Annotated in this window: 24 protein-coding genes; 15 read left to right on the forward strand and 9 right to left on the reverse strand. The window is 60.4% G+C overall.

The window, feature by feature from the left end; genetic code table 11:
• The first annotated feature begins 29 nt into the window (after positions 1 to 29).
• Positions 30 to 2,291 (forward strand): putative bifunctional diguanylate cyclase/phosphodiesterase, encoded by a 2,262-nt coding sequence (locus OC445_RS21155; RefSeq protein ID WP_054898406.1) that lies wholly within the window; start codon positions 30 to 32, stop codon positions 2,289 to 2,291.
• 228 nt (positions 2,292 to 2,519) lie between these two features.
• On the opposite strand, the gene OC445_RS21160 is transcribed toward OC445_RS21155, so the two are convergent.
• Positions 2,520 to 2,822: a DUF2288 domain-containing protein gene (locus tag OC445_RS21160; protein WP_034125956.1), complete on the reverse strand. Its 303-nt coding sequence runs from the start codon at positions 2,820 to 2,822 to the stop codon at positions 2,520 to 2,522.
• Positions 2,823 to 3,163: 341 nt separating this feature from the next.
• Here OC445_RS21160 and OC445_RS21165 point away from each other — a divergent pair, with 341 nt between their 5' ends.
• The 9 genes from OC445_RS21165 (at position 3,164) to OC445_RS21205 (ending at position 10,869) form a co-directional block, all read left to right on the forward strand.
• Complete coding sequence (locus OC445_RS21165; protein ID WP_003193533.1) at positions 3,164 to 4,291, forward strand: branched-chain amino acid ABC transporter substrate-binding protein; 1,128 nt, start codon at positions 3,164 to 3,166, stop codon at positions 4,289 to 4,291.
• A 227-nt stretch (positions 4,292 to 4,518) separates the two neighbouring features.
• Positions 4,519 to 5,442 carry a high-affinity branched-chain amino acid ABC transporter permease LivH gene (livH, locus tag OC445_RS21170; RefSeq protein ID WP_003193535.1) on the forward strand — a complete coding sequence of 308 codons (924 nt, stop codon included), beginning with the start codon at positions 4,519 to 4,521 and terminating at the stop codon, positions 5,440 to 5,442.
• Positions 5,439 to 6,692 carry a high-affinity branched-chain amino acid ABC transporter permease LivM gene (locus tag OC445_RS21175; protein ID WP_034125955.1) on the forward strand — a complete coding sequence of 418 codons (1,254 nt, stop codon included), beginning with the start codon at positions 5,439 to 5,441 and terminating at the stop codon, positions 6,690 to 6,692. The genes livH and OC445_RS21175 overlap by 4 nt, the downstream gene beginning before the upstream one ends.
• Complete coding sequence (livG, locus tag OC445_RS21180) at positions 6,689 to 7,456, forward strand: high-affinity branched-chain amino acid ABC transporter ATP-binding protein LivG (protein WP_003193538.1); 768 nt, start codon at positions 6,689 to 6,691, stop codon at positions 7,454 to 7,456. The genes OC445_RS21175 and livG overlap by 4 nt, the downstream gene beginning before the upstream one ends.
• 1 nt (position 7,457) lies before the next feature.
• Positions 7,458 to 8,159 (forward strand): ABC transporter ATP-binding protein, encoded by a 702-nt coding sequence (locus OC445_RS21185; RefSeq protein ID WP_003193540.1) that lies wholly within the window; start codon positions 7,458 to 7,460, stop codon positions 8,157 to 8,159.
• A gap of 257 nt (positions 8,160 to 8,416) precedes the next feature.
• Complete coding sequence (locus OC445_RS21190) at positions 8,417 to 8,713, forward strand: DUF2282 domain-containing protein (RefSeq protein ID WP_034125953.1); 297 nt, start codon at positions 8,417 to 8,419, stop codon at positions 8,711 to 8,713.
• A 22-nt stretch (positions 8,714 to 8,735) separates the two neighbouring features.
• Entirely contained in the window at positions 8,736 to 9,614 is an 879-nt protein-coding gene (locus OC445_RS21195; RefSeq protein ID WP_054898405.1) for a DUF692 domain-containing protein, read from the forward strand.
• Entirely contained in the window at positions 9,611 to 10,387 is a 777-nt protein-coding gene (locus OC445_RS21200) for a DUF2063 domain-containing protein (RefSeq protein WP_054898404.1), read from the forward strand. The genes OC445_RS21195 and OC445_RS21200 overlap by 4 nt, the downstream gene beginning before the upstream one ends.
• Entirely contained in the window at positions 10,384 to 10,869 is a 486-nt protein-coding gene (locus OC445_RS21205; protein WP_034125950.1) for a DoxX family protein, read from the forward strand. Before OC445_RS21200 ends, OC445_RS21205 begins: the two co-directional genes overlap by 4 nt.
• On the opposite strand, the gene OC445_RS21210 is transcribed toward OC445_RS21205, so the two are convergent.
• The gene (locus OC445_RS21210; protein WP_054898403.1) at positions 10,860 to 11,774 is read right to left on the reverse strand and encodes a LysR family transcriptional regulator; all 915 of its coding nucleotides are present in this window, start codon (positions 11,772 to 11,774) and stop codon (positions 10,860 to 10,862) included. The genes OC445_RS21205 and OC445_RS21210 overlap by 10 nt on opposite strands.
• Positions 11,775 to 11,992: 218 nt before the next feature.
• Here OC445_RS21210 and OC445_RS21215 point away from each other — a divergent pair, with 218 nt between their 5' ends.
• The 3 genes from OC445_RS21215 (at position 11,993) to OC445_RS21225 (ending at position 15,080) form a co-directional block, all read left to right on the forward strand.
• Complete coding sequence (locus OC445_RS21215) at positions 11,993 to 12,592, forward strand: short chain dehydrogenase (protein ID WP_034125948.1); 600 nt, start codon at positions 11,993 to 11,995, stop codon at positions 12,590 to 12,592.
• 96 nt (positions 12,593 to 12,688) lie between these two features.
• Complete coding sequence (locus tag OC445_RS21220; protein WP_034125947.1) at positions 12,689 to 13,360, forward strand: COG3650 family protein; 672 nt, start codon at positions 12,689 to 12,691, stop codon at positions 13,358 to 13,360.
• Between the two features lie 106 nt (positions 13,361 to 13,466).
• On the forward strand, positions 13,467 to 15,080 hold the full coding sequence (locus OC445_RS21225; RefSeq protein ID WP_034125946.1) for an NAD(P)/FAD-dependent oxidoreductase: 1,614 nt from the start codon (positions 13,467 to 13,469) through the stop codon (positions 15,078 to 15,080).
• 92 nt (positions 15,081 to 15,172) lie between these two features.
• Here OC445_RS21225 and OC445_RS21230 read toward each other — a convergent pair whose 3' ends face one another.
• Positions 15,173 to 16,267, reverse strand: coding sequence for a PLP-dependent cysteine synthase family protein (locus OC445_RS21230; RefSeq protein ID WP_054897976.1), 1,095 nt, complete (start codon positions 16,265 to 16,267; stop codon positions 15,173 to 15,175).
• A gap of 216 nt (positions 16,268 to 16,483) precedes the next feature.
• Between OC445_RS21230 and nhaA the strand changes: the two genes are divergently transcribed.
• The gene (gene nhaA, locus OC445_RS21235; RefSeq protein ID WP_054897977.1) at positions 16,484 to 17,668 is read left to right on the forward strand and encodes a Na+/H+ antiporter NhaA; all 1,185 of its coding nucleotides are present in this window, start codon (positions 16,484 to 16,486) and stop codon (positions 17,666 to 17,668) included.
• 101 nt (positions 17,669 to 17,769) lie between these two features.
• Here the strand turns inward: nhaA and OC445_RS21240 are convergent, their stop codons facing one another.
• The 6 genes from OC445_RS21240 to dinG form a co-directional block, all read right to left on the reverse strand.
• Positions 17,770 to 18,234: a glycine zipper 2TM domain-containing protein gene (locus tag OC445_RS21240; protein ID WP_003189251.1), complete on the reverse strand. Its 465-nt coding sequence runs from the start codon at positions 18,232 to 18,234 to the stop codon at positions 17,770 to 17,772.
• Between the two features lie 265 nt (positions 18,235 to 18,499).
• Complete coding sequence (gene pdxH / locus OC445_RS21245; RefSeq protein ID WP_054897978.1) at positions 18,500 to 19,147, reverse strand: pyridoxamine 5'-phosphate oxidase; 648 nt, start codon at positions 19,145 to 19,147, stop codon at positions 18,500 to 18,502.
• 27 nt (positions 19,148 to 19,174) lie between these two features.
• Entirely contained in the window at positions 19,175 to 20,326 is a 1,152-nt protein-coding gene (locus OC445_RS21250; RefSeq protein WP_082423425.1) for an OmpA family protein, read from the reverse strand.
• 143 nt (positions 20,327 to 20,469) lie between these two features.
• The gene (locus OC445_RS21255; RefSeq protein ID WP_127881185.1) at positions 20,470 to 21,615 is read right to left on the reverse strand and encodes a serine hydrolase domain-containing protein; all 1,146 of its coding nucleotides are present in this window, start codon (positions 21,613 to 21,615) and stop codon (positions 20,470 to 20,472) included.
• Positions 21,616 to 21,697: 82 nt separating this feature from the next.
• A complete protein-coding gene (locus OC445_RS21260) occupies positions 21,698 to 23,995 on the reverse strand; it encodes a beta-galactosidase (RefSeq protein ID WP_262020330.1) in 2,298 nt (765 codons plus the stop codon).
• An 88-nt stretch (positions 23,996 to 24,083) separates the two neighbouring features.
• Positions 24,084 to 26,228, reverse strand: a complete 2,145-nt coding sequence (gene dinG, locus OC445_RS21265) for an ATP-dependent DNA helicase DinG (RefSeq protein ID WP_014717263.1) — start codon at positions 26,226 to 26,228, stop codon at positions 24,084 to 24,086.
• 99 nt (positions 26,229 to 26,327) lie between these two features.
• Between dinG and OC445_RS21270 the strand changes: the two genes are divergently transcribed.
• A complete protein-coding gene (locus OC445_RS21270) occupies positions 26,328 to 26,792 on the forward strand; it encodes a CopD family protein (RefSeq protein ID WP_034125939.1) in 465 nt (154 codons plus the stop codon).
• Positions 26,793 to 26,904: the final 112 nt, after the last annotated feature.

A 26,904-nucleotide genomic window follows, 5' to 3' on the forward strand; every position in this document is an offset into this window, starting at 1 on the left:
AGTGACATGGCTCTATGACGGGATACGCTATGGAATGGCTGGGGCAGCACTTTTTTACCGACCTTCCAGACAGTGGGCATTTATTACTCAATTGCAGTCATAACCCCTTTCTGGTGCTACTGGCGTACCTGGTCGCCTGCGCGGCGGGCTTCGGTACGCTGGACATGGCCGAACGTGTGGGCCATGTCGAAGACCCCACCGCCCGCCGCCATTGGCGCTGGCTGGGCGCGGGTTGCCTGGCAGGCGGAATCTGGTCGACCCATTTCATCAGCATGCTGGCGTTCCAGGCCCCCATCGCCATTCACTACGAATTGATCATGACGTTCGCCTCGCTGCTGATCGCCCTGATCGCGTCGCTGCTCGCGATGCAGACCCTCAGTCATACCCACCTGCGTTTTCATCAGTACCTGGTGGCTTCGGTGTGGATGGGGCTGGGTATCGCGCTGATGCACTACGTGGGCATGTCGGCCATGCGTTCCCAGGCCCAGGTGTACTTCGAAACACGGCTGTTCCTGGCCTCGGTGGCGATTGCCATTGGCGCCAGCCTGGCGGCATTGTTGCTGTCCAGCTACCTGCGCAACGGAGCCGGCGTGTTTCACCAGTTGCTCAAATACGCCGCCAGCCTGGTGCTGGGAGCCGGAATCCTGAGCATGCACTTCACCGGCATGGCGGCCATGCAAATGCTGGTGCCCGGTGGCGCGGATCTTTCATTGCCGGTGGATGGCAGCCCGATTCAACTGGGGTTGTCGGTGGCGGTAATTACCTTGCTGGTGATCGGCAGTAGTGTCAGCGCAGCCCTGGCAGATAAAAAGCTGCAGCACAAAGAGCGGGACCTGCGCCGGGTCAATGCGCTGCTCAGCGAACTCGACCAGGCCCGCGCATCACTGCAACAAGTGGCCCACTTCGATGCGCTGACCAGCCTGCTCAACCGCCGTGGTTTCAATCAGATCTTCGCGGAAAAGGTTGCGGAAAAAACCCGAAGCCAAGGCATGCTGGCGGTAATCTTTCTCGACATTGATCACTTCAAGCGCATCAATGACAGCCTTGGCCACGATGCGGGCGACCAGTTGCTCACGGTGCTGGCCGGGCATATCAAGGGCTCGATACGCAGCCATGAAGATGTAGTGGCACGCTTTGGCGGCGATGAATTCTGCATTCTGATCACTATTCATCACCGCGACGAAGCCCGGCAGATGGCCCAGCGCATCATGCAGAAGATGAAAGAGCCCATCGAGCTGGCTGGCCGGCGCATGGTGATGACCACCAGCATCGGCATCAGCCTGTTTCCCGAGGACGGCCACACCTGCGAAGAGCTGCTGAAAACTGCCGACCTGGCGCTGTACCAATCCAAGGACGCCGGGCGCAACAGCTTGCACTTCTTCAGCTCCAACCTGAAAACACGCGCGTTCCTTGAGCTGCAACTGGAGGAGGAACTGCGCGCCGCCTTGCGTACGCGCAACCAGCTGGTGCTGTTTTATCAGCCGATCTTCGACATGAAGCTGGGCAAGGTCACGCGCCTGGAAGCCCTGGTGCGCTGGCAACACCCCCAGCACGGACTCCTGGCTCCGGACCGCTTTATCGGCATTGCCGAGAACAACGGGCTGATCGCCGAGCTGGACCACTGGGTATTGCGCCAGGCCTGTCACGACCTGAGCCTGTTGTCTGACCGGGGCTACACCGAGTTGATCATGGCGGTAAACTGCTCGGCGTTGAACCTGGCGCGTGACGAACTGGCCGATGAAATCGAAGACGCCCTGCGCTTCGCCGGCATAGGCACCAACCGACTTGAACTGGAAGTCACTGAAAATGCGCTGATGGGCAACATCAGCAGCACCCTGGCACTGTTGCGGCAAATTCGCGCCCTGGGTGTGTCACTGGCCATCGATGACTTCGGCACTGGCTATTCGTCGCTGGCTTATCTCAAGCGCTTGCCGCTCAACACCTTGAAGATCGACCGCTCGTTTATCCAGGACATTCCCAAATCCACCGCAGACAGTGAAATCGTCCAGGCGGTTATCGGCATGGCCCACACCCTGCACTTGCAGGTGGTTACCGAAGGCGTGGAAACCCAGGCACAGTTCGAGTTGCTGCTCAAGCATGGCTGTGACTACATCCAAGGCTACCTGCTCAGCCCGGCGGTGCCTTTCAATGACATCATCGGCGTGATGCAGGGGATTGCCATGCGCAACCCGCTATACCCGCTCAGCGTGGAGAACAACGACGCTCCACAGCCAAAAGACCCGGCGCCAGGGCGTATCGGCCCGCCGTCTATTGTCAGGCCGATTCGCTGAGACCCAGGCACGGGGAGTGGTGGTGTAATCGCTGCTTCTCTTCACGCCGGGTCATACCTGGAAACAATTGCGCCACTCATTCCTTCGGACCTCAACTGTTCCCGTGACGCTTACGTCACCCTCGGCTGTGACCTTTCTCTACGGCAAGGTGCCATCACGCGTTCAGCGGTTACTCGGCTACACACTTCAGCGCGTGAAAAATACGCACCTTTTTCGTGCACGCCATTCTTATGCTGCCCTTTCCTGGATCAGGATCCATGGCGAGACCACCACTGCCCATAAGCTTGGATCCCGTTCGACCAGGTCCAATGCCCGCGTCGCAGACACCTCGCCAAGGGTGCCTGCAGCCAGCCAGGCGGCGACTTTGTCACGGTTGTCTTCGGCCATTCCTTCGGCGGCCTCGATCAAATCCAGGCCGGCATCGACCCACAATAGGGCACCCTTGGCAAAGAACGGTTCAAGCTCCTTCCAGGAAATTTCGGCGGTTTCACCGAGCAGCTTGGCATAGAGGGTGCTTGGTTCTTGCGTCATGGGAATTCACCTGAGTAGAAAATCGGCGCAATCATAGCCCCGTCGCTCAGGCAGAAAAACCCAGTAGCAAATGAAGTAGCGATTGAAACTGCCAGGAAAGCCAAGGAATGCCTTGAAAGCTGTTAGCAGCCCGGCGCAATTCTGTCTTTTTCTTTCACTTAAGCGACATACCCAGGTTTTGCCCCCAGCTGCCAGCTTTTCAAGCGATCAACCGGCGCTCTACACTGTACCGGTACAGTTGCCAGGGCAATGCCGGGGGGATATCCGCGATATCTGATCCGGTTCTGCAGCTCACAAGGCCGCTAGAACTATAAAAAATACAACAGTAAGAGTGGAGCACTATGAATAAGGCTACTAAGCAGATTTCCAAACTGTTTGCCGCTATGGTCCTGGCTGGGGTTGCCGGCCATTCGTTCGCAGCCGACACCATCAAGATCGGCATCGCCGGTCCCAAGACCGGTCCGGTGACGCAATACGGCGACATGCAATTCATGGGTGCCAAGCAAGCCATCAAAGACATCAACGCCAAGGGCGGCGTAGACGGCAAGATGCTTGAGGCCAAGGAATACGACGACGCTTGCGATCCAAAACAAGCCGTGGCCGTTGCCAACAAAGTGGTCAATGATGGCGTCAAGTTCGTCGTCGGCCACCTCTGCTCCAGCTCCACTCAGCCAGCATCGGATATCTATGAAGACGAAGGCGTCATCATGATCACCCCCGCTGCCACCAGCCCTGAAATCACTTCCCGTGGCTACAAGCTGATTTTCCGTACCATCGGCCTGGACAGCGCGCAAGGCCCAGCGGCCGGCAACTACATCGCCGACCACGTGAAACCGAAAATCGTTGCCGTGCTGCACGACAAGCAGCAATACGGTGAAGGTATCGCCAGCGCCGTGAAGAAGACCCTTGAAGAAAAAGGCACCAAGGTTGCCGTCTTCGAAGGCCTGAACGCCGGTGACAAAGACTTCTCCTCGATCATCCAGAAACTCAAGCAAGCCAACGTCGACTTCGTCTACTACGGCGGTTACCACCCTGAGCTGGGCCTGATCCTGCGCCAAGCCAAGGAAAAAGGCCTGAACGCCAAGTTCATGGGCCCAGAGGGCGTGGGTAACGACTCCATCTCGCAAATCGCCCAGGGCGCTTCCGAAGGCCTGCTGGTGACCCTGCCGAAATCCTTCGACACCGACCCTGCCAACAAAGCCATCGTTGAAGAGTTCGCCAAGAACAAACAGGACCCAACCGGTCCGTTCGTATTCCCGGCGTACTCGGCAGTTGAAGTCATCGCCGGCGGTATCGCTGCCGCGAAGAGCGAAGACACCGCCAAAGTGGCCGAGGCCATCCACGCGGGTACCTTCAAGACCCCTACCGGCGATCTGAGCTTCGACGCCAAGGGCGACCTGAAGGACTTCAAGTTCGTGGTCTACGAATGGCACTTCGGTAAACCAAAAACCGAAGTTTCCCCTCAGTAAGCCAGGCGTTACTGGTCAACAAGCCCACTGTGCAAGCAGTGGGCTTTGTTTTACGAGGTTTATGGGCCATGTCACCCGCGATCCGGGCGCTGGCTCACCTGAAAATCTTAAAACCGTCACCAGCGGTTCGCTGGCAAACGCTTCGTGCAACCTGGTCACAGAACAGGGCACCGAGCCGGAAATGACTCCACCAGTGAAATGCGTATCGGGTTTTTAGGAGCGCTGTAATGCCTGAGATCTATCATTTTTTCCAACAGCTGGTTAATGGCCTGACCATTGGCAGCACCTATGCCTTGATAGCCATTGGCTACACAATGGTTTACGGCATCATTGGAATGATCAACTTCGCCCATGGCGAGGTGTACATGATTGGTTCCTACGTGGCCTTTATCGCCCTTGCCGGGCTGGCCATGATGGGGATCCACTCCCTGCCGCTGTTGATGACCGCTGCGTTCCTGGCATCGATCATCGTGACCAGTGCCTATGGCTACAGCATCGAGCGGGTTGCCTACCGTCCCCTGCGGGGCAGCAACCGTTTGATCCCGCTGATTTCCGCGATCGGCATGTCGATTTTCCTGCAGAACACCGTATTGCTGTCCCAGGACTCCAAGGACAAGTCCATTCCCAACCTGATTCCGGGGAGCATCTCCTTCGGCCCGGGTGGCGCACAAGAAGTGCTGATTTCGTACATGCAGATTCTGGTTTTCGTGGTCACCCTGGTGGCCATGCTGGGCCTGACGCTGTTCATCTCCCGCTCCCGTCTGGGGCGCGCCTGCCGGGCCTGCGCCGAAGACATCAAGATGGCCAACCTGCTGGGCATCAACACCAACAACATCATCGCCCTGACCTTCGTCATTGGTGCTGCGCTGGCGGCCGTGGCGGCCGTGTTGCTGAGCATGCAATACGGCGTGATCAACCCCAACGCCGGCTTCCTGGTGGGCCTCAAGGCCTTTACCGCTGCGGTATTGGGCGGCATCGGCAGCATTCCGGGCGCCATGCTCGGCGGGCTGGTGCTGGGTGTGGCCGAAGCCTTTGGCGCCGATATCTTCGGTGACCAGTACAAGGATGTCGTCGCGTTCGGCCTGTTGGTTCTGGTGTTGTTGTTCCGTCCGACCGGCATCCTGGGCCGTCCGGAGGTTGAGAAAGTATGAGCAGATATCTTAAATCGGCGTTTTTCAGCGCCTTGCTGGTGTGGGCCGTGGCCTTCCCGGTACTCGGCCTCAAGCTGAGCATTGTCGGCATCAACCTGGAGGTGCACGGCACCGGGCCTGTGACCCTGACCGTCATCGCCCTGTGTTCGGTGCTGATGTTCCTGCGTGTACTGTTCACCCAGCAGGTCGGTGCCTTGTTCAAGGGCAACCGTGGCCCGTTGGTGTCGCCCAAGGTCAGCCAATTTCTGACCCTGCCGCGCACCCAGCGCTACATCATCATCGGGTTGATCATCGCGGCGCTGATCTGGCCGTTCTTCGGCTCGCGCGGCGCGGTCGACATTGCCACGCTGATCCTGATCTACGTGTTGCTGGGCCTGGGCCTGAACATCGTGGTGGGCCTGGCCGGCCTGCTCGACCTGGGGTATGTGGGCTTTTACGCCGTGGGTGCCTACACCTACGCGCTGCTCTCGCATTACCTGGGCTGGAGCTTCTGGATCTGCCTGCCACTGGCCGGTATGGCAGCGGCGACGTTCGGCTTCCTGCTGGGCTTCCCGGTGCTGCGCCTGCGCGGTGACTACCTGGCGATCGTGACCCTGGGCTTCGGCGAGATCATTCGCCTGTTCCTGCGTAACCTCACCGATATCACCGGTGGCCCCAACGGTATCAGCAGCATTCCCAAGCCGACGTTCTTCGGGCTGTCGTTCGACCGCACCGCCGCCGAAGGCATGCAGACCTTCCACGAGTACTTCGGGATTGCCTACAACCCGGTGAGCAAAGTGGTGTTCCTGTACCTGGTCGCACTGTTGCTGGCATTGGCGGCCTTGTTCGTGATCAACCGCCTGCTGCGCATGCCCATCGGCCGTGCGTGGGAAGCACTGCGCGAAGATGAAATCGCCTGCCGTGCCCTGGGCCTGAACCCGACCATCATCAAGCTTTCCGCATTCACCCTGGGCGCTGCATTCGCCGGTTTTGCCGGCAGCTTCTTCGCCGCTCGCCAAGGCCTGGTGACGCCGGAATCGTTCACCTTTATCGAGTCGGCGATCATTCTCGCCATCGTGGTACTGGGTGGCATGGGCTCGCAACTGGGCGTGATCCTGGCGGCCATCGTGATGATCCTGCTGCCGGAAATGATGCGTGAGTTCAGCGAATACCGCATGTTGATGTTCGGCGCCATGATGGTGCTGATGATGATCTGGCGCCCTCAAGGCCTGCTGCCCATGCAACGTCCACACATGGAGCTGCGCAAATGAGCCGCGAGATCCTGAAAGTCGAAAACCTGAGCATGCGCTTCGGCGGTTTGCTGGCGGTCAATGGCGTGGCCCTGACCGTCAAAGAGAAACAAGTGGTAGCGCTGATCGGCCCCAACGGCGCCGGCAAGACCACGGTGTTCAACTGCCTCACCGGTTTCTACAAGCCGAGCGGTGGCAGCATCCTGCTGGACGGCCAACCCATACAGGGCCTGGCCGGCCACGAAATCGCCCGCAAAGGCGTGGTGCGTACCTTCCAGAACGTGCGGTTGTTCAAGGACATGACGGCGGTCGAGAACCTGTTGATCGCCCAGCACCGTCACTTGAACACCAACTTCTTCGCTGGCCTGTTCAAGACCCCGGCGTTCCGCAAGAGCGAACGCGAGGCCATGGAATACGCGGCGTACTGGCTGGACAAGGTCAACCTGACCGAGTTCGCCAACCGCCCGGCAGGCACCCTCGCCTACGGCCAGCAACGTCGCCTGGAAATCGCCCGCTGCATGATGACCCGCCCGCGCATCCTGATGCTCGACGAACCTGCCGCGGGCCTGAACCCCAAGGAAACCGAAGACCTCAAGGCGCTGATCAGTGTGCTGCGTGAGGAAAACAACGCCACGGTGCTGTTGATCGAACACGACATGAAACTGGTCATGAGCATCTCCGACCATATCGTGGTGATCAACCAGGGCACGCCGCTGGCCAACGGGACGCCGGAGCAGATCCGCGACAATCCTGAAGTGATCAAAGCCTACTTGGGGGAAGCGTAAAATGCTGCAATTCGAAAACGTTTCCACTTTCTACGGCAAGATCCAGGCCCTGCACAGCGTCAATGTGGAAGTGCGCCAGGGTGAGATTGTCACCCTGATCGGCGCCAACGGTGCCGGCAAATCGACCTTGCTGATGACCTTGTGCGGTTCGCCGCAAGCCTACAGTGGCAGCATCCGCTACATGGGTGAAGAACTGGTGGGCAAGCACTCCGCCGAGATCATGCGCAAGAGCATTGCGGTGGTGCCCGAAGGCCGTCGGGTGTTCTCGCGCCTGACCGTGGAAGAGAACCTGGCCATGGGTGGGTTCTTCACCGACAAGGGCGATTACCAGGAGCAGATGGACAAGGTGCTGCACCTGTTCCCCCGCCTCAAGGAACGCTTCAGCCAGCGCGGCGGCACCATGTCCGGCGGCGAGCAGCAGATGCTCGCCATCGGCCGGGCGCTGATGAGCAAGCCCAAGCTGTTGCTGCTGGACGAGCCTTCCCTGGGCCTGGCACCGATCATCATCCAGCAGATCTTCGACATCATCGAACAACTGCGCAAGGACGGTGTGACGGTGTTTTTGGTGGAACAGAACGCCAACCAGGCGCTGAAAATCGCTGACCGTGCCTATGTACTGGAGAATGGCCGGGTGGTGATGCAGGGTACGGGTGAGCAATTGCTGACCGATCCGAAGGTGCGGGAGGCCTACCTCGGCGGCTAAGAAAGAGTGAGTTCTAAGTAGGAGCTGGCTTGTGTGGGAGCTGGCTTGCCTGCGATGGCATCACCCCGGTGTATCTGAAGAACCGAGGCGTTTGCATCGCGGGCAAGCCCGACTCCCACATTTGCTTTGTATAAGTCATTAAACAGGTGTTGTTTGCAGTTTTTTTCGATGGCTTTGTAACGAATTCCCTCCCCCTTTCTCTAGTGGTGCATGCAGGCAATCAAGCCTGCGCATTCAACCACTGCTGGAGACACACCATGACCACCAAACTGTCCGCTGCCACCCTCGTTCTGGCCCTTGGTTCTGCCCTGAGCCTGTCCGCCCTGACCACCACCGCCCACGCGGCCGACGACATGCAGAAATGCTTCGGCGTGGCTGAAGCCGGCAAAAATGACTGCGCCGCGGGCGCCGGCACTTCCTGCGCTGGCACCTCCAAAACCAAAGACCAGGCCAATGCCTGGAAGCTGGTACCCGCCGGCACTTGCACCAAGACCCCAAGCACCACCTCGCCGACCGGTTTTGGCCAGGAAGCGGCCTTCACCGCCAAATCCTGAACCCCGCGCAGCCTGAGTACTGATGATGACGCCTACAGCCCAACACGCGGTCTCACCGGCTCAGGTGCCCGGCCTCCCCTATCGGGCCGGGCTGGGGCTCAAGACCGAGCACTTCACCGAGGTTCTCGAGACCCGCCCCGACATCGGTTTTTTCGAAGTACACGCCGAAAACTACATGGTGGCCGGCGGCCCGTTTCATCACTACCTGGGGTTGATTCGTGCGCAGTACCCCCTGTCACTGCACGGCGTCGGCCTGTCCATCGGCGGCGAAGCCCCCTTGGATCGCGAGCACCTGGCACGCCTGGCCACGCTGATCGAACGCTATCAACCCCAGTCTTTTTCCGAACACCTGGCCTGGTCCAGCCACGGCCCGGTGTTTCTCAACGACTTGCTGCCCCTGGCCTACGACGCCTGCACCCTGGAGCGGGTATGCGAACACGTGGATCAGGTACAGAGCACGCTCAAGCGGCCGATGCTGTTGGAAAACCCCTCCACTTACCTGCAGTTCCAGCGCTCTACCCTGGACGAAACCGACTTCATCAGCCAGATAGTCCGCCGTACTGGTTGCGGCCTGCTGCTCGACGTCAACAACGTCTACGTGTCCTGCATCAATCATCAGCGCGACCCGCTGACCTACATCGATGCCTTGCCATTGCACGCAGTGGGTGAGATTCATCTGGCCGGTTTTGCCGAAGACACCGACAGCCTGGGCGACCGCCTGCTGATTGATGACCACGGCGCGCCGATCGATAACGCCGTGTGGCAGCTTTACGCACAGGTACTGGCGCGGACCGGAGCGGTGGCGACGCTGATCGAGCGGGATAACCAGGTGCCCGCGTTCAGCGTGTTGCAAGCAGAGGCCCGGCAGGCCGAATGGTATTTGTCGCAGGTGGCCCGATGAGCATTCAGCAAACATTCGCCGAGGCTTTACTGGCCCCGCAAGCAGCCTGCCCCGAGGGCGTGTTCAGCAGCAACGGTGCTGAACCGGCGAGCCGCTTTGCGGTGTATCGAAACAATGTCCATAGCGCTTTGATCAATGCTTTGGCAGCCGCCTACCCGGTGGCGCGGCAACTGGTCGGCGATGAGTTTTTCCGCGCCATGGCCGGCCTGTATGCCCAGGCCCACCCCCCCACCAGCCCCTTGATCAGTGAGTACGGCGGCACGTTCGCTGACTTTATCCAGGGTTTCGAACCAGCCTGGAGCGTGCCCTACCTGGCCGATGTCGCCCGGCTGGAACGCTTGAGGGTCCGCGCTTATCACGCGGCGGATTGCCAGGTTCTGGATCAGCACAGCGTACTTCGGCAACTGCAAGGTTGCGCGCAACTGGGGCAACTGCGTGTACGACTGCATCCATCACTTGCCACGCTGGAATCTTCCTACGCGGTGGTATCGGTCTGGACGGCGCACCAGGCCGACGGGGCCATTACCAGCTTTAACCCCTGGCATGCTCAAGGCGGGCTGGTCTTGCGCCAAGGGTTGGTGGTCAAGGTATTCGCCATCGACCGCGGGTCTGTGACCTTTATCAACCGACTCAACCAAGGCGCAGGGCTGGAAATGGCCATAGCTGATGCCCTGAAAGCCTCTGACGAATTCGACTTGCACCTATGTCTCACGCTGTTGATCAGCCACGACGCCATCACCCATTTGCATCTGCAACCAGAGGTATCGCCATGAACTTTCCCGCTCCCTGCCTGGTAAAACGAACCGTCGCACTGTTTGAAAAAATCCCCTACAGCCTGATCGCCTTTATCGCGCGCTTCTCCATTGCTGCGGTGTTCTGGAAGTCTGGCCAGACCAAGGTCGAAGGCTTTGCCATTGACCTGATCAGCGGCACCTTCCAATGGGGTGAGCCCAAACTCGCCGCCTCGACGCTCTTTTTGTTTCGCAGCGAATACCAATTGCCTCTGCTGTCGCCAGAGGTGGCCGCGCACCTGGCAACCTTTGCCGAGCACTTTTTTCCGGTATTGATTCTGCTGGGGTTCGCCACGCGCTTCTCGGCCCTGGCCTTGATAGGCATGACCTTGACCATCCAGCTGTTCGTCTACCCTGACGCCTACCCCACTCACGGCACCTGGCTTGCGCTGTTATTGTTGTTGCTTGCCAAAGGCCCCGGGTGCCTGTCCATCGACCACCTGATTGCCCGTCGTTATCGCTGAAGCCGATCCAGCGCTTCGCCGCTGCGCTTGAACCAGTCCACCAGGTAGTCGGCCAACACCTGGGTACGCCGAGGCAAACCGCCTTGGTAGGGATGCACCAAGTACATCGGCATGCTGCGTGTCTGATAATCGCGCAGCAGCCAGCGCAATCGGCCGTCAGCCAGCTCCGTGGGTAGAACGTAGGACGGCAGGCGGGCAATACCGGCGCCGACCAACGCTGCTTTTTTCAACAGGTTGTAGTGGTTGGAGGCGAAGGTGCCGCTCACCTTTACCCGCAGCAATTCGTGTTGCTGGTGGTACAACCACTCCTCGCGGCCACTGTAATGACTGTTGAGCAAACAGCTGTGCGCCGCCAGGTCCGCTGGGGTCTGCGGCTCGCCATGCTGTTCCAGATAAGCCGGGCTGGCGCAGGTCATCTCATGCCAGGCCAGCAAAGGTTTAGCCACCAAGCGTTCATGTTCGATGGCGCCCGACCGTACCCCCAAGTCAAAACCATCCCGTGCCAAGTCTCGGTAGTTGTTATTGAGCTCCAGCTCGATCTGCACCTGCGGGTATTGCTTGGAGAACTCCATCAGCAAGCCATCGAAGAAGGTTTCACCCAACGACACTGGAACGGTCATACGCACAGGGCCAGCCAAATCATCTTTGAGCCGCGCCAATGCCTGGCGGGCGCGTTCCACCTGCACCACCAATGCTTGTGCCTGGGGCAGCAACGCCGCGCCGGCAGCAGTCAGGCTCAGCTTGCGCGTGGTGCGGTGCAGCAAAACCACGGCAAACTGCGCTTCCAACTGGCTGATGCGCTTGGACAACTGCCCTTTGCTGCAGCCCAATTGTGCGGCCGCCACGGTGAAACTGCCGGCTTCGATCAGCACGGCGAACGCCGCCAGGTCATCCATTTCGCTCATGGACTGTTTCCATTTGAAAACCAAAGGTTGCCTATTAGCACGTTTATCCAATTAAAAAGCCACACTAGACTGAACGCAAATCCCAACCCCTGTAGGAGCGAGCTTGCTCGCGAAGAACGTCAACGATCACGCGGTAAGCCTGACTACACGCCGGCGACCTTGAGTTTTTCGCGAGCACGCTTGCCCCTGCAGGAAATCAGCCCCAGAGGAACAGCACGATGAAAATCCTATTGATCGGTGCCAGCGGCACCATCGGTTCAGCGGTCAAGGCGGAACTGGCCCAGCGCCACGAAGTGATCAGCATCGGCCGCACCAGCGGTGACTTCCAGGTGGATATCAGCGATAGCGCCTCGATCCGTAAGCTGTTCGAGCAGACCGGTAAGTTCGACGCCCTGATCTGCGCGGCAGGCAGCGTCAACTTCGTGCCCCTGGCAGACATGAACGACAGCGATTTCGAACTGGGCCTGCGTGACAAGCTGATGGGCCAGGTCAACCTGCTGTTGATCGGCCGTGAGTACGCCAACGACGGTGCTTCGTTCACGTTCACCAGCGGCATCCTGAACCGTGATCCTATCCGTACCGGCGCTTCGGCGGCCTTGGTCAACGGTGCTCTGGACGCCTTCGTCAAAGCGGCGGCCATTGAATTGCCTCGCGGCCTGCGTATCAACTCGGTCAGCCCGACTGTGCTACTGGAAGCCATGGGCAGCTATGCCCCTTATTTCCGTGGCTACAAACCTGCCCCCGCCGCCGATGTGGCGCTGGCTTACGCAAAAAGCGTCGAGGGCCTACAAACTGGTCAGACCTTTATCGTGGGATGAGGGTGAGTACTGTAAGAAACGCCTGAAGCTGGCAAGCGGGCTTGTGATGCACGGCCAGCCTGCGTAACGTGGCGGCACTTGCCTGGAGACCCGATAATGCGCGCCGCCCGTACCCTCGTCCTGTTTGCCTTGCTTCCTGTATTCGCCGCCTGCCAATTGTTCGAAAGCGAGCCGGCCAAGCCATCGACTGTCGGGCTGACCCGTATGCAGGGTGAGTTGACCGCGGTGGACGGCAAACTGCTGTTCCAGCCGTGCGGCGACCAGCGTAGCTACGTGGTCAACGACACCGGCGGCACCAGCGTCCTGCAGGAAGCCGCCTCGCTGGCCGGCCAGCAGGGCAAGCTGTTTGCCGACCTGCGCGGCAAGTTTTCCGGGGTCGCCAGCGGCACCCAGGGTTCAGTGGACCTGCAACAGCTGTATCGCGTCGAACGCTCGACTTCAGCGTGCTCCGACCCGGACTTCAAGCGCATGATTCTGCGGGCCAACGGCCATAAACCCGCCTGGGCAATGAATGTCACGGCCAAGGGTATGGTGCTGGAACGCGAAGGCCATCCACCTTTGGCAGTACCCTACGTCGAGGAACAACTGGGCGACGGCCGCTTCAATCTGATGACTGAAGCCAACAACCAGCACATCGAACTGTGGGTGGCGCCCCAGCGCTGCGTCGACAGTGTGAGCGGCAGCCTGCAACACATGAGCGCCGAGTTGCGCGTGAACGGCCAGGTGCAGCGTGGTTGCGCAGCATTCGGCGGCTCGCGGGACGACTGATTAGGCCCTGTGCTGTTTTAACCTGACGGAAACTTGCCATTGGGGCTTATAATCGCCGGTTTGCAAAACAGCCGGCCTCCTTGCCCGCCGCCTACCGGATCCTGTCATGTTACGAATCACCGAACTCAAGCTGCCCATCGACCATCCCGAAGAAGACCTGCGCACTGCCATCGTGCAGCGCCTGGGCATCGCCAGTGATGACCTGCTCGATTTCACCCTGTTCAAGCGCAGCTACGATGCGCGTAAAAAGACCTCTGAGCTGTGCTTCATCTACACCGTCGACCTGAACGTGAAGGGTGAAGCCGCGCTGCTGCTCAAGTTTGCCGACGACCGCAACGTCAACCCGGCACCGGATGTCAGCTACAAGGTGGTGGGCCAGGCGCCGGAAGGCCTGGCTGAGCGGCCAATCGTGGTGGGCTTCGGTCCCTGCGGGATCTTCGCCGGGCTGCTGCTGGCACAGATGGGCTTCAAGCCGATCATCCTCGAGCGCGGCAAGGAAGTGCGCCAACGCACCAAGGACACCTGGGGCCTGTGGCGCAAAAGCGTGCTCAACCCCGAGTCCAACGTGCAATTCGGTGAAGGCGGCGCAGGCACCTTCTCCGACGGCAAGCTGTACAGCCAGATCAAGGACCCGAAATTCCACGGTCGCAAAGTGCTGCACGAGTTCGTCAAGGCCGGCGCGCCGGAAGAAATTCTCTACGTCAGCAAGCCCCACATCGGCACCTTCCGCCTGACCGGCGTGGTGGAAAACATGCGCGAGCAGATCATCGCCCTGGGCGGTGAAGTGCGCTTCGAGCAGCGGGTCACCGACGTGTTGATCGAAGACGGCCAGTTGAACGGCGTGGTCATCGACGGCGGCGAGCAGATCCTCTCCAAGCACGTGATTCTTGCCCTGGGCCACAGCGCCCGTGACACCTTCCGCATGCTCCACGACCGTGGCGTGTACATGGAAGCCAAGCCGTTCTCGGTGGGTTTCCGTATCGAACACCCACAGTCGCTGATCGACGCCGCACGCCTGGGTAAATACGCCGGCCACCCGAAGCTGGGTGCTGCGGACTACAAGCTGGTGCACCACGCCAAGAACGGCCGTTCGGTCTACAGCTTCTGCATGTGCCCGGGCGGCACCGTCGTGGCTGCGACCTCGGAGCCCCATCGCGTCGTGACCAACGGCATGAGCCAATACTCACGTAACGAGCGCAATGCCAACTCTGGCATCGTGGTAGGGATTACCCCCGAGGTGGATTACCCGGGTGGCCCGCTGGCCGGTATCGAGTTGCAGGAGCGCCTGGAGTCCCACGCCTACATCCTCGGCGGCAGCAACTACGAGGCCCCGGCGCAACTGGTAGGTGACTTCATCGCCGGAAAACCCTCCACCGCGCTGGGCAGTGTGGAGCCGTCCTACAAACCCGGAGTGTCGCTGGGTGACCTGGCCCTGGCCCTGCCGGACTTCGCCATCGAAGCCATCCGCGAAGCCTTGCCGGCGTTTGAGAAACAGATCAAAGGTTACTCGCTGCACGATGCGGTGCTGACCGGCATCGAGACCCGCACCTCATCGCCCTTGCGCATTACCCGCAACGAGTCAATGCAGAGCCTGAACGTCAAAGGCTTGTTCCCGGCCGGAGAAGGCGCGGGGTATGCCGGTGGGATTCTGTCGGCGGGTGTCGACGGGATTCGGATCGCCGAGGCGTTGGCGCGGGATATGCTCGGCATCCACGGTTGAAGCTTCGAGTTGTAAGCTTCAAGCCACAAGCTAAAAACAGGTATGCATCCTGCTTTTCTTGTAGCTTGGAGCTTACAACTTGGCGCTGCTTGTCAGATATTAGCGCGCAGGATGTTAGCGGGTAGCGCCTCACCGCGCTCGACACTCGCCGCAACCGCCGCGATCAACCCTTCCAGCTCATAGCCCTGCCCCGCCAGCCAAGCTTGATCGTAATAGGTCGTGGCATAGCGCTCACCACCATCGCACAAGATCGCAACGATCGACCCCGACTCCCCCGCCGCTTTCATCTGTTGCGCCGCCATCAGCGCACCGATCAGGTTGGTCCCGCTGGACCCGCCAACCCGTCGCCCCAAACGCTCAGCCAGGTAATGCATGGCCGCCAGGGACAATGCATCCGGCACTTTGACCATGGCGTCAATCACCGCGGGCAGAAACGATGCCTCCACCCGTGGGCGACCAATCCCTTCAATCCGTGAGCCACAGTCCAGGCGCAGGCTGGCGTCACCACTCTGGTAGAAGTCGAAGAACACCGAGCGTTCGGCGTCGGCACATAGAACACGCGTGCAATGTTGACGATAACGCACATAGCGGCCCAGGGTCGCGGTGGTGCCGCCGGTGCCAGGGCTGGAAATCAACCAACTCGGCTCCGGGTGCTGTTCAAAGCGCATCTGCTGGAAGATCGATTCGGCGATGTTGTTGTTCGCCCGCCAGTCGGTGGCACGCTCGGCGTAGGTGAACTGGTCCATGAAGTGCCCCCCGCTTTCCTGGGCCAGGCGTTCGGATTCGGCGTAGATCTGCGTCGGGTCCTGGACCAGATGGCTCTTGCCACCATAGAAGGCAATCTGGGCGATCTTCTCTTGGGACGTGGTCGCGGGCATGACGGCAATGAACGGCAAGCCGAGCAAGCGCGCGAAGTAGGCTTCAGAGATCGCGGTGGAGCCGCTGGACGCTTCAATAACGGGGGCGCCCGGCTTGAGCCAGCCATTGCACAGCGCATACAGGAACAGCGAGCGCGCCAGCCGGTGTTTCAGGCTGCCGGTGGGGTGGCTGGACTCATCCTTGAAGTACAACTCGATGCCTGGCAAACCCGGTAATGGCAGCGGGATCAGGTGGGTATCGGCGCTCCGCTGGAAGTCCGCTTCAATGATACGAATGGCTTCGCGGGCCCAGGTACGGTGGTCGCTCATGGTGGCTTCTCTAAAGGTTTTCAGCGGTGATCTTAGGATGTTTCCCACACTTCACACAGATACAGTGACGACGCAATTGGACACACAATTGCTAGTCTTTAACCCACCGATGTTCCGGCCAACTCCTTATAACAAATAAGAATATAACTTTTGTTTTAACAACTAACGGTACGGGTTAGGGTACCCACCTATTGAACCTGGATTGGAGAGCATCCCTTGCCTCTGCGTAGCACTTTCACCCGTTTCTTCCAGCTGGAAGCCGCCAGTGGTCTGTTGTTGATCGCCGCTGCCGCTTTGGCGCTGATTATCAACAACTCACCGTTGTCGCACCTGTACAACGCCTTTCTCGACACGCCGGTGGTGGCTCAGGTTGGCGCGTTGAAAATCGCCAAGCCGGCGCTGCTTTGGATCAACGATGGCCTGATGGCCCTGTTTTTCCTGCTGATCGGCCTGGAGGTCAAGCGTGAGCTGCTGGATGGTCACCTGTCCAAGCCTTCGCAAGTGGTGCTGCCTGGCGCAGCGGCCATCGGCGGCATGGTTGTGCCGGCGCTGATCTACTGGGCGCTTAACAAGGACAACCCGGCCGCCCTGGCCGGCTGGGCGATCCCCATGGCCACCGACATTGCCTTTGCGCTGGGCGTTCTGGCCCTGCTGGGCAAGCGCGTACCAGTGTCGCTGAAGCTGTTCCTGATGACCCTGGCGATCATTGATGACCTTGGCGCCATCATCGTCATTGCCTTGTTCTATTCCGCTGACTTGTCCACGGCATCCCTGGCGGGCGCGGGGGCGTGCTTGATTGCGCTGATTGCGATGAACCGCCTGGGCGTGATCAAGCTGGGGCCGTATATGATCATCGGCCTGATCCTGTGGGTGTGCGTGCTCAAGAGCGGTGTGCATGCGACCTTGGCGGGTGTAACCCTGGCGTTCTGCATTCCACTGCGCACCAAAAATGCTGAAACCTCACCGCTGCTGAGCCTGGAACACGCCCTGCACCCGTGGGTGGCCTACGCCATCCTGCCGCTGTTCGCGTTTGCCAATGCCGGGGTCTCTCTGACAGGTGTCAGCCTGGAGAGCTTCACCCACTCCGTGCCCATGGGCATCGCCGCCGGTCTCTTGATCGGCAAGACCGTCGGTGTGTTCGGCCTCACCTGGCTGGCGATCAAGACCGGCATCGCCTCACTGCCCAGCGGCGCCAACTGGGGTCAGGTAATGGGCGTGGCGATTCTGTGCGGGATCGGCTTCACCATGAGCCTGTTTGTCGGCTCCCTGGCGTTTGTGCCAGGCGCCAGTGAGTTTGCCGGTGAAGATCGCATGGGGATTCTGACCGGGTCGATCCTGGCGGCCTTTATCGGGTATGCCGTGACGGCGATGGCAAGTCGCAAGAAAGTCGTCGTTGCATGATTGAAGTCAGTCAGTTGTAGGAGCGAGCTTGCTCGCTCCTACAAACAAAACCCCCAACCGGTCACCCGGTTGGGGGTTTTTCTTCGCCTGAAGCTTAAGGCTTAGCGAGTAACGCGGCTGGTACCGTCGACGGTCATGATGCGTACGCGGTCACCAATGCGGAAGATTTCATTTTCCTGCACGGCTTGTACGTAGGCACGCATGCTGCCGTCGTCTTCGCGCACGGTGATTTCCACGCCCTGCGTACGGGTCAGGCCTTCTTCAGTGGCCGAGCCCAGCAGGCCGCCCGCAACTGCGCCGATCACAGCAGTAACGATGCTGCCACGGCCGCCACCGATGGCGCTGCCGCCAACGCCGCCGATGACTGCGCCCGCGGCGCCGCCGATTGGGGTCTTGGTCCCTTCGATTTTCACCGGACGCAGGGATTCGATGGTGCCCATGCGAACGGTCTGTACACGACGCGCCTCATCACGAGAGTACGAGTCGCCGGTCAGACTCGAGGCGCAGCCACCCAACAGCAACGACAGGGTGGTAAAGCAGGCAACTAGTAAAACGGACTTACGCATAGCATCAACTCCAAAGGACAGGTATTCATTAAACGCTGTGGCTTGGCGCGTGTCACGGCGCACCAGGCAGAAACTTGCTTTCATTCAGCCTGAGTACAGACTGCCAGCACCAGAGAACTCGACGAACGGTAACCAAGCCAGGGTACGGAACGATGCCATAACCGGCTCGATCAGTGTAGCCGCACAGCCGAAAGCGTCCGAAGTCTCTTGAACAGAGACTTCGACGCAACGGTGTTGATTCAGGTGGGATGACGAAAGGTGACGCTCAGGGCGCCAGGCGCTCGCGGCACCATTGGCCGTCTTGCAAGCGGTAGTTGAGGCGATCATGCAGGCGGCTGGCGCGGCCTTGCCAGAACTCGATGCGCTCAGGCAGTAAACGGTACCCTCCCCAATGCTCGGGGCAATCGGGCTGGGTATCGCTGAAACGCTCTTCAGTGGCCTTGAGCAGCGCCTGCAGCTCTTCGCGATCACGAATGACTTTGCTCTGCGGAGAGGCCCAGGCACCCAGACGGCTGCCCAACGGGCGCACCTGATAATAAGCATCCGACTCTTCAGGCGTGACCTTGACCACGCGCCCTTCAATGCGTACCTGGCGCTCCAGGGTGGGCCAGAAGAAGGTCATGGCCGCAAACGGCCGCGCCGCGAGTTGTTCACCCTTGGCGCTCTGATAGTTGGTGAAGAAGGTAAAGCCCTGTGCATCCAGGCCCTTGAGCAGCAGGATGCGGCAGTGCGGGCGGCTGTCCTGATCCACTGTCGCCAGCGTCATGGCATTGGCCTCCACTGGCGGCTGTTCGGTTTTCACCGCATCAGCAAACCAATGGTGGAACAACGCAAACGGCTCGTCCGGGGCCTGGGCCTCGCTCAAACCGTCCCGTGTGTAGTCACGGCGCATATCGGCCAGTGCCTGGGTCATGCGGCTTTATCCTTGTGGTTCAACAGCTCAGTTCTTCGCCTGGTCGTTCGAAGCGGGTGCCGCCTTGGCTTTTGCCGTGGCAGGTTTCTTCGCAGCCGGCTTGGCCGCAGCCTTTTTAGCCACTGGCTTGGCCGCCGCTTTCTTGGCCGTGGCCTTTTTGGCAGGCGCTTTGGCCGCCGGTGCTGGCGCAGGCACATTCTGCACCGCGACCATTTCGGCTACGGGCGGGGTCTTGCCGGAGTTGTACTTGCTCAGCAGTGCCAACATCGTTGTACGCTGAGTGAACATGATTTCCATGCGACGGTTCAGCGCACGCCCCTGATTGCTGTCGTTGGCGGCACGCGGCATAAGGTCGCCCATGCCACGCAGCATCAAGCGATCCTGTTTCAAACCACTCAGGCTGAAAATCGAGGCAATGGACTGCGCACGTTCCTTGCTCAACGCCTGGCTGGCCGGGGCGCTGCCCGTGGCATCAACGTGGCCCAGCACCAGTACGGCGGTCTTCGGGTCAGCTTCGACGGCCTTGGCCACCCGCGTGAACGGGCCCAGGGTCACCGGCAGCAACATGGCCGGACGCTTCGGGTTGTAGGAGCCGTCTACCGGGGCAATCACCACCAGGGTGTTGTCACGGCGCTCCAGTTGCAGGTTGCTGTCCTTGATGGCGGCACGCAGGCGTGGTTCGTATTCGTCCAGCCAGGCTTGGGTGATCTTCGGGTCAGGCATTTGTACATTGGTCACATCGACCTTGGCCAATGGCTTTGGCTTGCTTTCGAACGGCCACCACCAGCGCGGCTCGCTGTCGGTCTTGGCGAGGACAGGTGCCGCGTCCGAGGCCGGGGTTGCCGCCTTGAGGTCGGCTTTCAGGTCGGCCTTGGCGTCGGCGGCTTTGTCTTCGGCACTCTTGGTGGAAAACGGCCACCAGCTGTAACCGGTGTCAGCTTTGGCGGCCGGGGCAGCGGCAGCAGCGGTGACAGGCTCAACAGGCTTGGCACCGGCGGCCGGCTTGGCGTCGGGTTTGGCATCCGACTTGGCGTCGGTCTGGGCCACTGGATCCTTGGTCGCGGTTTTGTCAGATCCAAATGACCACCAATGCCCACCTTCGGCATCATTTTGTGGAGTTTGTGCACAACCCGTAATAGTGAGGCACAGCGCCAGTGCCAAAGACTTGTTCGATAACATGAGATATCCACAAAATGAGAAAAAAACAGAGGGTCGCAGGACCCGTTAAACAGACGCTAAAAGAGCATTCAAGTTACAACATGTCGTTCAGCATCTTTTTTATACTTGCCTTTGTAACAAAAAATTGTGAAACAGCAAGGGGTTTATAGACAACCGGCCAATATTCCGACCAACTTCTGGGCCCGCGGGTCCATAAGTACGTAGGGCCCCAAGGTATTAGTCACAAAACCGAAGGCTACATCATGTTCAGGGTCGGCAAACCCGACTGAGCCCCCTGCCCCGGGATGCCCGAATGCACGTGGTCCGAGGCCGAACGTGGCATTGGGCAACTGCGGTTGATCCAACATGCAGCCCAGGCCGAAGCGGGTTTGGGTCAATAAGGTTTTATCCAGCCCGATACTGTGCTCGCGGGTCAATTGTTCGAGCATGTCGCTTTCCAGCAAACTACCGTCCAACAAACCACTATAAAACCCGGCCAGGCTGCGTGCATTACCGTGGCCATTCGCCGCAGGCTGCTGCATGCGTCGCCATTCAGGCTTATTAGTGCTGGTCAGAATAGACGGTGGATTGGCAAATGCACGGGTAGTCATCGCCGCCGGCTCGCGCATCATTACTTGAAGTAACCGTTGCGCGGCTTCATCCCCCATAGTGCCTTTGCTGCGCGCTATATGAGCGACGCGATAAAACTCTTCATCCGCCAGGCCTACATGGAAGTCCAACCCCAATGGCCGTGCCACCCGCGCCACGATCGACTCCCCCGGCCCGCGCCCGTCGGCGCGACGCAACAGTTCGCCAACCAGCCAGCCGTAGGTGATCGCCTCATAGCCGTGGCCCTGGCCCGGTGTCCACCACGGGGCTTCTGCCGCCAGGGTATCGACCATCAATTGCCAGTCGTACAACGCTTGGGTGGGCAGCATTTCGCGGATGGCGGGCAGCCCGGCCTGGTGGCAGAGCAACTGGCGCAGCGTGATCGCGTCCTTGCCAGCAGCGGCAAACTCCGGCCAGTACTCGGCTACCGGCGCATCGAGCTTGAGCTTGCCTTCGGCCACCAGTTGCAGGGCGGTCACTGCCGTGAAGGTCTTGGTGCAGGAGAACAGGTTGACGATGGTATCGCTGTGCCAGGCCTCGGCACCGTCCTTGTCGGCAGTACCGGCCCACAGGTCGACGACGGTTTGCCCGCCGATCTGGATGCACAGCCCGGCACCACGCTCCTGAGGATCATCGAACAGTGCGGCGAAGGCTTCGCGCACCGCTTCGAACTGCAGCTCGTAATGACCCTGAATCTGCACCTAAGTCCCCTCGGAAAACACCATGAAAAGTGGTCGCCATTCTTTCAGCCATTGTAGGTTTTGTGAACCCGTCAACGATGAATCAATGACCGTTTCCAGCGTGTCCACCGGCATGCCCAGCGCCCTGCCCCGCGCCTTTGCCGTCGCGCCCCGGCTTGCCCGCTTCACTTTCACGCATCGCTTGGGTGGCCTTGGCTTTTTGCGCCTCACGGCCCAACTGGTCGAGCGCGGCCAGGTTGCTCTTGCGCACCGTCTCGACAAAGCCCTGGAAAGGTACATCGGTGATGCCGACCAGGCCGAAATGGCCGTTTTCACCATCCAGCAGACGCCCGGTTACCGGCTGGTCCAGGTACTGGAACCAGTGCACCCCGACAATCGACGGCTCGGCCACCGCCTGCTTGAGGAACGCGGAGTACGCCGCGCCGCGGTCCTCTTCGCGGGCCAGTTGCGTCACGCCGCCCCAGAACGGGCCGCGGTCGGCGGAGCCAAAGTTGAATTCGGTGATCAGTACCGGTTTGTCCAGCGCACGCAGGGCGGCGAAGTCGTAACCGTCCTGGGGTTTCAAGGTGTACATGTTGAAGCTCAGCACGTCGCAATACTGCGCGCACGAAGCGACGGCCTCGGGCGTGCTCACCGCAAAACGGCCGCCCAGCAACAGCTGGTTGGGCGCGTGCCACTTCAGCGAGTCGGAAATGGTCTTGAAGTAAGCATCGGCGAAGGTCTTCTGGAAATACTTGAAGTCGGCTTCGATTTCCGGGTGTTCAGGGCTGGGCATCGGCGGCTCGAAGCCTGGGTCTTCCATCAGTTCCCAACCAGCCAGTTGAATACCCCAGGCTTTGGAAAGGCCCTCTTCATTGCGATATTTATCGCGCAGTTGCTTGAGGAAGGCGCGCTTGGCCGGCACGTCGGTGGTCATGCGCAGGGTGCCGTACGCCAGGGCGTAGCGGGATTTTGCATCCTCGCCAGGACCGGCCCAGGCCAGTTCGTTGTCGGCAAAGAAACCGATCAGCCAAGGATCGTCACGGTGATCGCGTGCGGCAATAGCCACTGCGCGCTCGGTGGCCATGGCAAAGCGCGGGTCGAAGGGGTCGGGCATGCCGCCCCACCAGTCGGTGCCGGTGCTGATGCTGGCATAGTCACCGACAATCGACAGCGGCAAGGTGTACGGCACGCGGTCGGCAGTGGCCAGGTCCGGATCGCTCCAGTTGCCGACGGTGTTGAAGCCCCAGGCTTGCAGGCGATCGAGGGTGTGGGTCACCCAGCGTGGCTGGTCCAACGCGTCCCCGCCGTAAGTACGTTGCAGGTTGGCGCCATAGAAATCGTACCAACGCCCGGAGCCAAAACCGCGGCCTTCACCGGCGCCGTTGCCGGTGCGGCTGTCGTCGCTGCCGTAGTACTTGTCAAAGGGTTCGCCGGCCTTGGGCAGCGCCGCGAACATCCACTCGCGCCCCGCCACATAGGTCTGGCTGTTGTCCGGCGCCACGGTGTTCACCCCCAGCGAGTAGAACGGATGCCCCTGCGGCGTCACCAGGTACCAGCGGCCGTCGCGCTTCTGGGTGCGGAAAAAACCGCTGGCATCGAAGGCCGGGCCCTTCTTCCAGCCACCGTATTGATCCAGGGAGGACTTGTCCCGCTCGGCCAGCCAGGTCTTGAGCTGCTGTTTTTCCTTGGCGGCCGATGCCTTGAGTTGCTCGTCACTGCTGACCTTCTCCGGCCAGCGTGCGCGGTTGGATTGGCCATAGGCATCCACCAGTTCAGTGTAGGCAGCCTTCAATACCGGCTCGCTGTCCTGCACGCCAAAGCGCTCCAGCAGGATACTTTGAGCGGCATTGGGCTTGAGCATCGACAGGGTCACCGAGACGACCTGGCTGCGGTCGATTTCCCCGGCGCTGGCGGCCAGCAATACCCGTTGGCCATCCACAGTCATCGGCATCGGCGGGCCGGCCTTCATGCCCTGGCTCAGCGGTGAGTTGGCTTGCAGCGGGACGAGCAGCGTCTGGGCCGGGCCGGCAGGCAGGTCGATGCGGCTGACGAGCGTCTTGCCGTCGGCGCTCTGCACCTTGACGTAAAGGGTCAGCGCCCAGTTCATCGCGCTCTGGATACGCAGGCTCATGGCGCTCGATTGCGACCAGTCCCACGTCCCCATCTGCGGGCTGAGCACCAGGCTCGGCTCGGCCGCTGGGTTGAAGGTGATGCGGCGCAGCACCTCGCCTTCGGGGGTTTGTTCGGCATTGTATTGCGGCAGGCTGGCGTCCTGGGTCGCCACCTTGACCACATCGGCCGGCCGGACGAAGTTGAACAGCGTTTGTTGCCCCTCGGGCGCCGCCATCAACGGCGCAGCGAACAGCAGGGCAAAAAGAGCGGGCAGCGTGCGAATCATACGAACAAGGTTCTCCCAAACGGCCGATGACTGGCCTGATGATAGTGATGAGATAGACCACAGAGTGGGCGAATCCGCCCACGGTGGCTTAAGAAATTTCGCGCCTGAACGGCGGCAATGCATTGAGGATCGCCTTGCCATAGCGCTGGGTAACCAGGCGACGGTCGAGCAAGGTGATGGTGCCGCGGTCTTCTTCGGTACGCAGCAGACGCCCGCAGGCCTGCACCAGCTTCAGTGAAGCATCCGGCACCGAGATTTCCATGAACGGGTTGCCGCCCCGGGCTTCGATCCATTCGGCCAGTGCGGCCTCGACCGGGTCATCCGGCACCGAGAACGGGATTTTGGCGATCACCACGTGTTCGCAGTAGGCACCGGGCAAGTCCACGCCTTCGGCAAAGCTGGCCAGGCCGAACAACACACTGGAATCCCCACCGTCGACCCGCGCCTTGTGCTTGTTCAGGGTTTCCTGCTTGGACAGGTTGCCCTGGATAAACACCTGCTTGCGCCAGTCGCGGTCGAGGCCGTCGAACACGTCCTGCATCTGTTTGCGCGACGAGAACAGCACCAGAGTGCCGCGGGAGCCTTCCACCAACGACGGCAGATCACGAATGATCGCCGCCGTGTGCGCCGCAGCGTCCCGTGGGTCGGCCTTGAGGTCTGGCACCCGCAGCACGCCGGCGTCAGCGTGATGAAACGGGCTGGGCACCACGGCGGTAACGGCCTTTTTCGGCAGGCCGGCGCGCATGCGGAAGCGGTCAAAGGTGCCCAGGGCCGTCAGCGTGGCCGAGGTTACCAGGCAGCCGTAGGCGACGTTCCACAGGTTGCGGCGCAGCATTTCAGCGGCGAGGATCGGACTGGCGTTGACCTCGATATCGAACAGCGCACCGCTTTCCGACAACGTCAGCCAACGGGCCATGGGCGGGTTGTCTTCCGGGTCTTCGACGGTGAAGGCGGTCCACAGCTCCCAATTGCCTTGGGAACGAGACAGCAGGCTGCCGAACAAGGGGTACCACTCTTCGGCCTGGTTGCTGGCGATGCCGATATTGACCTCGCCATCCATGCCTTCCTTGAGCAAGTCCGTCAGGCGCGTGAACAGGTCGGTGAGGCGTGAAAAGCCTTTCTTCAGCTCGATGCCCATTTCGCGCATGTGCTCGGGAATCATCCCGCCGACAAAACGGTGACGCGGGCGCTCTCGGCCTTCGACGTCTTCACCGGGCTTGAAGTCCGCCACCTGCTCGCAGGCGCTGAACATGAACTGCTGCTGGGTCTTGATCTCGCGCGCCAGCTCCGGCACTTGCTCGATCAACTTGCCCAGGTCGCCGGGCAACGGGTGCTGGGCCAGTAACTTGGTGAGGTTCTTGGCAGTGGTTTCCAGCCAGTCGGCCGTGGAGCGCAAGCGGGTGTAATGGGCGAAATGGCCAATGGCCTTGTCTGGCAGGTGGTGGCCTTCGTCGAACACATAGAGGGTGTCGCGTGGGTCGGGCAGTACCGCACCGCCACCCAGGGCAAGGTCAGCCAATACCATATCGTGGTTGGTGACGATGACATCTACCTTGCCCATGCCTTCGCGCGCCTTGTAGAAGGCGCACTGGCCGAAGTTAGGGCAATGGCGGTTGGTGCATTGGCTGTGGTCGGTGGTCAGGCGCGCCCAGTCTGAATCTTCCAGGGCGGTGGGCCAACTGTCGCGGTCGCCGTCCCATTTGTTGCCGGCCAGCTTCTCGATCATGCTGGTAAACAGCTTCTGGCTGGCCTCATCCACCTCGATCTTGAAACCTTCTTCTTCGAACAAGGAGGCGGTGGCGGTTTGGGCGTGGCCTTCCTGCAGCAATACGTCGAGCTTGGACAGGCACATATAGCGGCCACGGCCCTTGGCCAGGGCGAAGGTAAAGCTCAAGCCGCTGTTGCGCATCAGGTCGGGCAAGTCTTTGTAGACAATCTGCTCTTGCAGCGCGACGGTAGCGGTGGCGATCACCAGGCGCTTGCCAGCAGCCTTGGCCGTAGGGATCGCAGCCAGGCTGTAGGCCACGGTCTTGCCGGTACCGGTACCGGCCTCGACGGCCACTACCGCAGGCTCGCCCTCGCGGCGGCCTTCGTCGTCGGTGTCGATATCCCCGAGGACTTTTGCCACTTCGGCGATCATCAGGCGTTGGCCGTAGCGCGGTTTCAAGCTCTTGGCTTCGAGAAAACGCGAATAGGCGCCCTGGATCGTGGTTTTGAGTTCAGTGCTGATCATGGATAGTCGGGCGCAAAAAACGCTGGATAAATTTTCAGTGGTTCGGATCGGCCGCTATCATACCCCGCTAATTAATCCCGCGCAGAACGGAGTACCACAATGACCGCGTTTAGCCTCGCCTATACCCTGCATGTACTGGCCGCCTTGATCTGGGTAGGCGGCATGTTTTTCGCCTGGATGATCCTGCGCCCCGCCGCCGTGGCGGCACTTGAGGGCCCTGCCCGGCTCAAGCTGTGGGCAAATGTGTTTCAACGTTTTTTTGTTTGGGTATGGGTGGCTGTGGTGCTTTTGCCGATCAGCGGCATTGGTTTGCTGCAACTGCGCTTCAGTGGTTTTGAGACCGCGCCGCGTTATGTACAGGTGATGATGGGGTTGTATCTGGTGATGACGGCGTTGTTTATCCGCATCCAGGCCTTGAAGTTCCCGGAGCTGAAGGCAGCGGTGGCGGCTGAGGATTGGCCGGCGGGCGCGGCAGCGCTGGGGCAGATTCGCAGGTTGGTGGGGATTAATTTGATCGTGGGGTTGGTGGTGGTGGCGGTGGCTTCGGCTCGGCCGATGTTCTGAGCTGTTGGCTTGCCCTAACGCGTGTAGGAGCGAGCTTGCTCGCGAAAAACTCACAGACGCCGCGTTTATTCAGGAAGCACGCGTTATCGTTGACGTTTTTCGCGAGCAAGCT

This window comes from Pseudomonas sp. Pse35 (assembly GCF_024519715.1).
Lineage (GTDB): Bacteria > Pseudomonadota > Gammaproteobacteria > Pseudomonadales > Pseudomonadaceae > Aquipseudomonas > Aquipseudomonas paracarnis.

Bases quoted from the DNA above. Each gene is read 5' to 3' on its own strand.
- OC445_RS21230 (WP_054897976.1), bottom strand. From the start codon at position 16,267: ATGAGCGACCACCGTACCTGGGCCCGCGAAGCCATTCGTATCATTGAA.
- OC445_RS21160 (WP_034125956.1), bottom strand. From the start codon at position 2,822: ATGACGCAAGAACCAAGCACCCTCTATGCCAAGCTGCTCGGTGAAACC.
- OC445_RS21165 (WP_003193533.1), top strand. From the start codon at position 3,164: ATGAATAAGGCTACTAAGCAGATTTCCAAACTGTTTGCCGCTATGGTC.
- OC445_RS21200 (WP_054898404.1), top strand. From the start codon at position 9,611: ATGAGCATTCAGCAAACATTCGCCGAGGCTTTACTGGCCCCGCAAGCA.
- OC445_RS21210 (WP_054898403.1), bottom strand. From the start codon at position 11,774: ATGAGCGAAATGGATGACCTGGCGGCGTTCGCCGTGCTGATCGAAGCC.
- OC445_RS21190 (WP_034125953.1), top strand. From the start codon at position 8,417: ATGACCACCAAACTGTCCGCTGCCACCCTCGTTCTGGCCCTTGGTTCT.
- OC445_RS21260 (WP_262020330.1), bottom strand. From the start codon at position 23,995: ATGATTCGCACGCTGCCCGCTCTTTTTGCCCTGCTGTTCGCTGCGCCG.
- OC445_RS21225 (WP_034125946.1), top strand. From the start codon at position 13,467: ATGTTACGAATCACCGAACTCAAGCTGCCCATCGACCATCCCGAAGAA.
- OC445_RS21205 (WP_034125950.1), top strand. From the start codon at position 10,384: ATGAACTTTCCCGCTCCCTGCCTGGTAAAACGAACCGTCGCACTGTTT.
- pdxH (WP_054897978.1), bottom strand. From the start codon at position 19,147: ATGACCCAGGCACTGGCCGATATGCGCCGTGACTACACACGGGACGGT.
- OC445_RS21270 (WP_034125939.1), top strand. From the start codon at position 26,328: ATGACCGCGTTTAGCCTCGCCTATACCCTGCATGTACTGGCCGCCTTG.
- OC445_RS21185 (WP_003193540.1), top strand. From the start codon at position 7,458: ATGCTGCAATTCGAAAACGTTTCCACTTTCTACGGCAAGATCCAGGCC.
- OC445_RS21155 (WP_054898406.1), top strand. From the start codon at position 30: ATGGAATGGCTGGGGCAGCACTTTTTTACCGACCTTCCAGACAGTGGG.
- OC445_RS21215 (WP_034125948.1), top strand. From the start codon at position 11,993: ATGAAAATCCTATTGATCGGTGCCAGCGGCACCATCGGTTCAGCGGTC.
- livH (WP_003193535.1), top strand. From the start codon at position 4,519: ATGCCTGAGATCTATCATTTTTTCCAACAGCTGGTTAATGGCCTGACC.
- OC445_RS21220 (WP_034125947.1), top strand. From the start codon at position 12,689: ATGCGCGCCGCCCGTACCCTCGTCCTGTTTGCCTTGCTTCCTGTATTC.
- OC445_RS21175 (WP_034125955.1), top strand. From the start codon at position 5,439: ATGAGCAGATATCTTAAATCGGCGTTTTTCAGCGCCTTGCTGGTGTGG.
- dinG (WP_014717263.1), bottom strand. From the start codon at position 26,228: ATGATCAGCACTGAACTCAAAACCACGATCCAGGGCGCCTATTCGCGT.
- OC445_RS21240 (WP_003189251.1), bottom strand. From the start codon at position 18,234: ATGCGTAAGTCCGTTTTACTAGTTGCCTGCTTTACCACCCTGTCGTTG.
- OC445_RS21250 (WP_082423425.1), bottom strand. From the start codon at position 20,326: ATGTTATCGAACAAGTCTTTGGCACTGGCGCTGTGCCTCACTATTACG.
- livG (WP_003193538.1), top strand. From the start codon at position 6,689: ATGAGCCGCGAGATCCTGAAAGTCGAAAACCTGAGCATGCGCTTCGGC.
- OC445_RS21195 (WP_054898405.1), top strand. From the start codon at position 8,736: ATGATGACGCCTACAGCCCAACACGCGGTCTCACCGGCTCAGGTGCCC.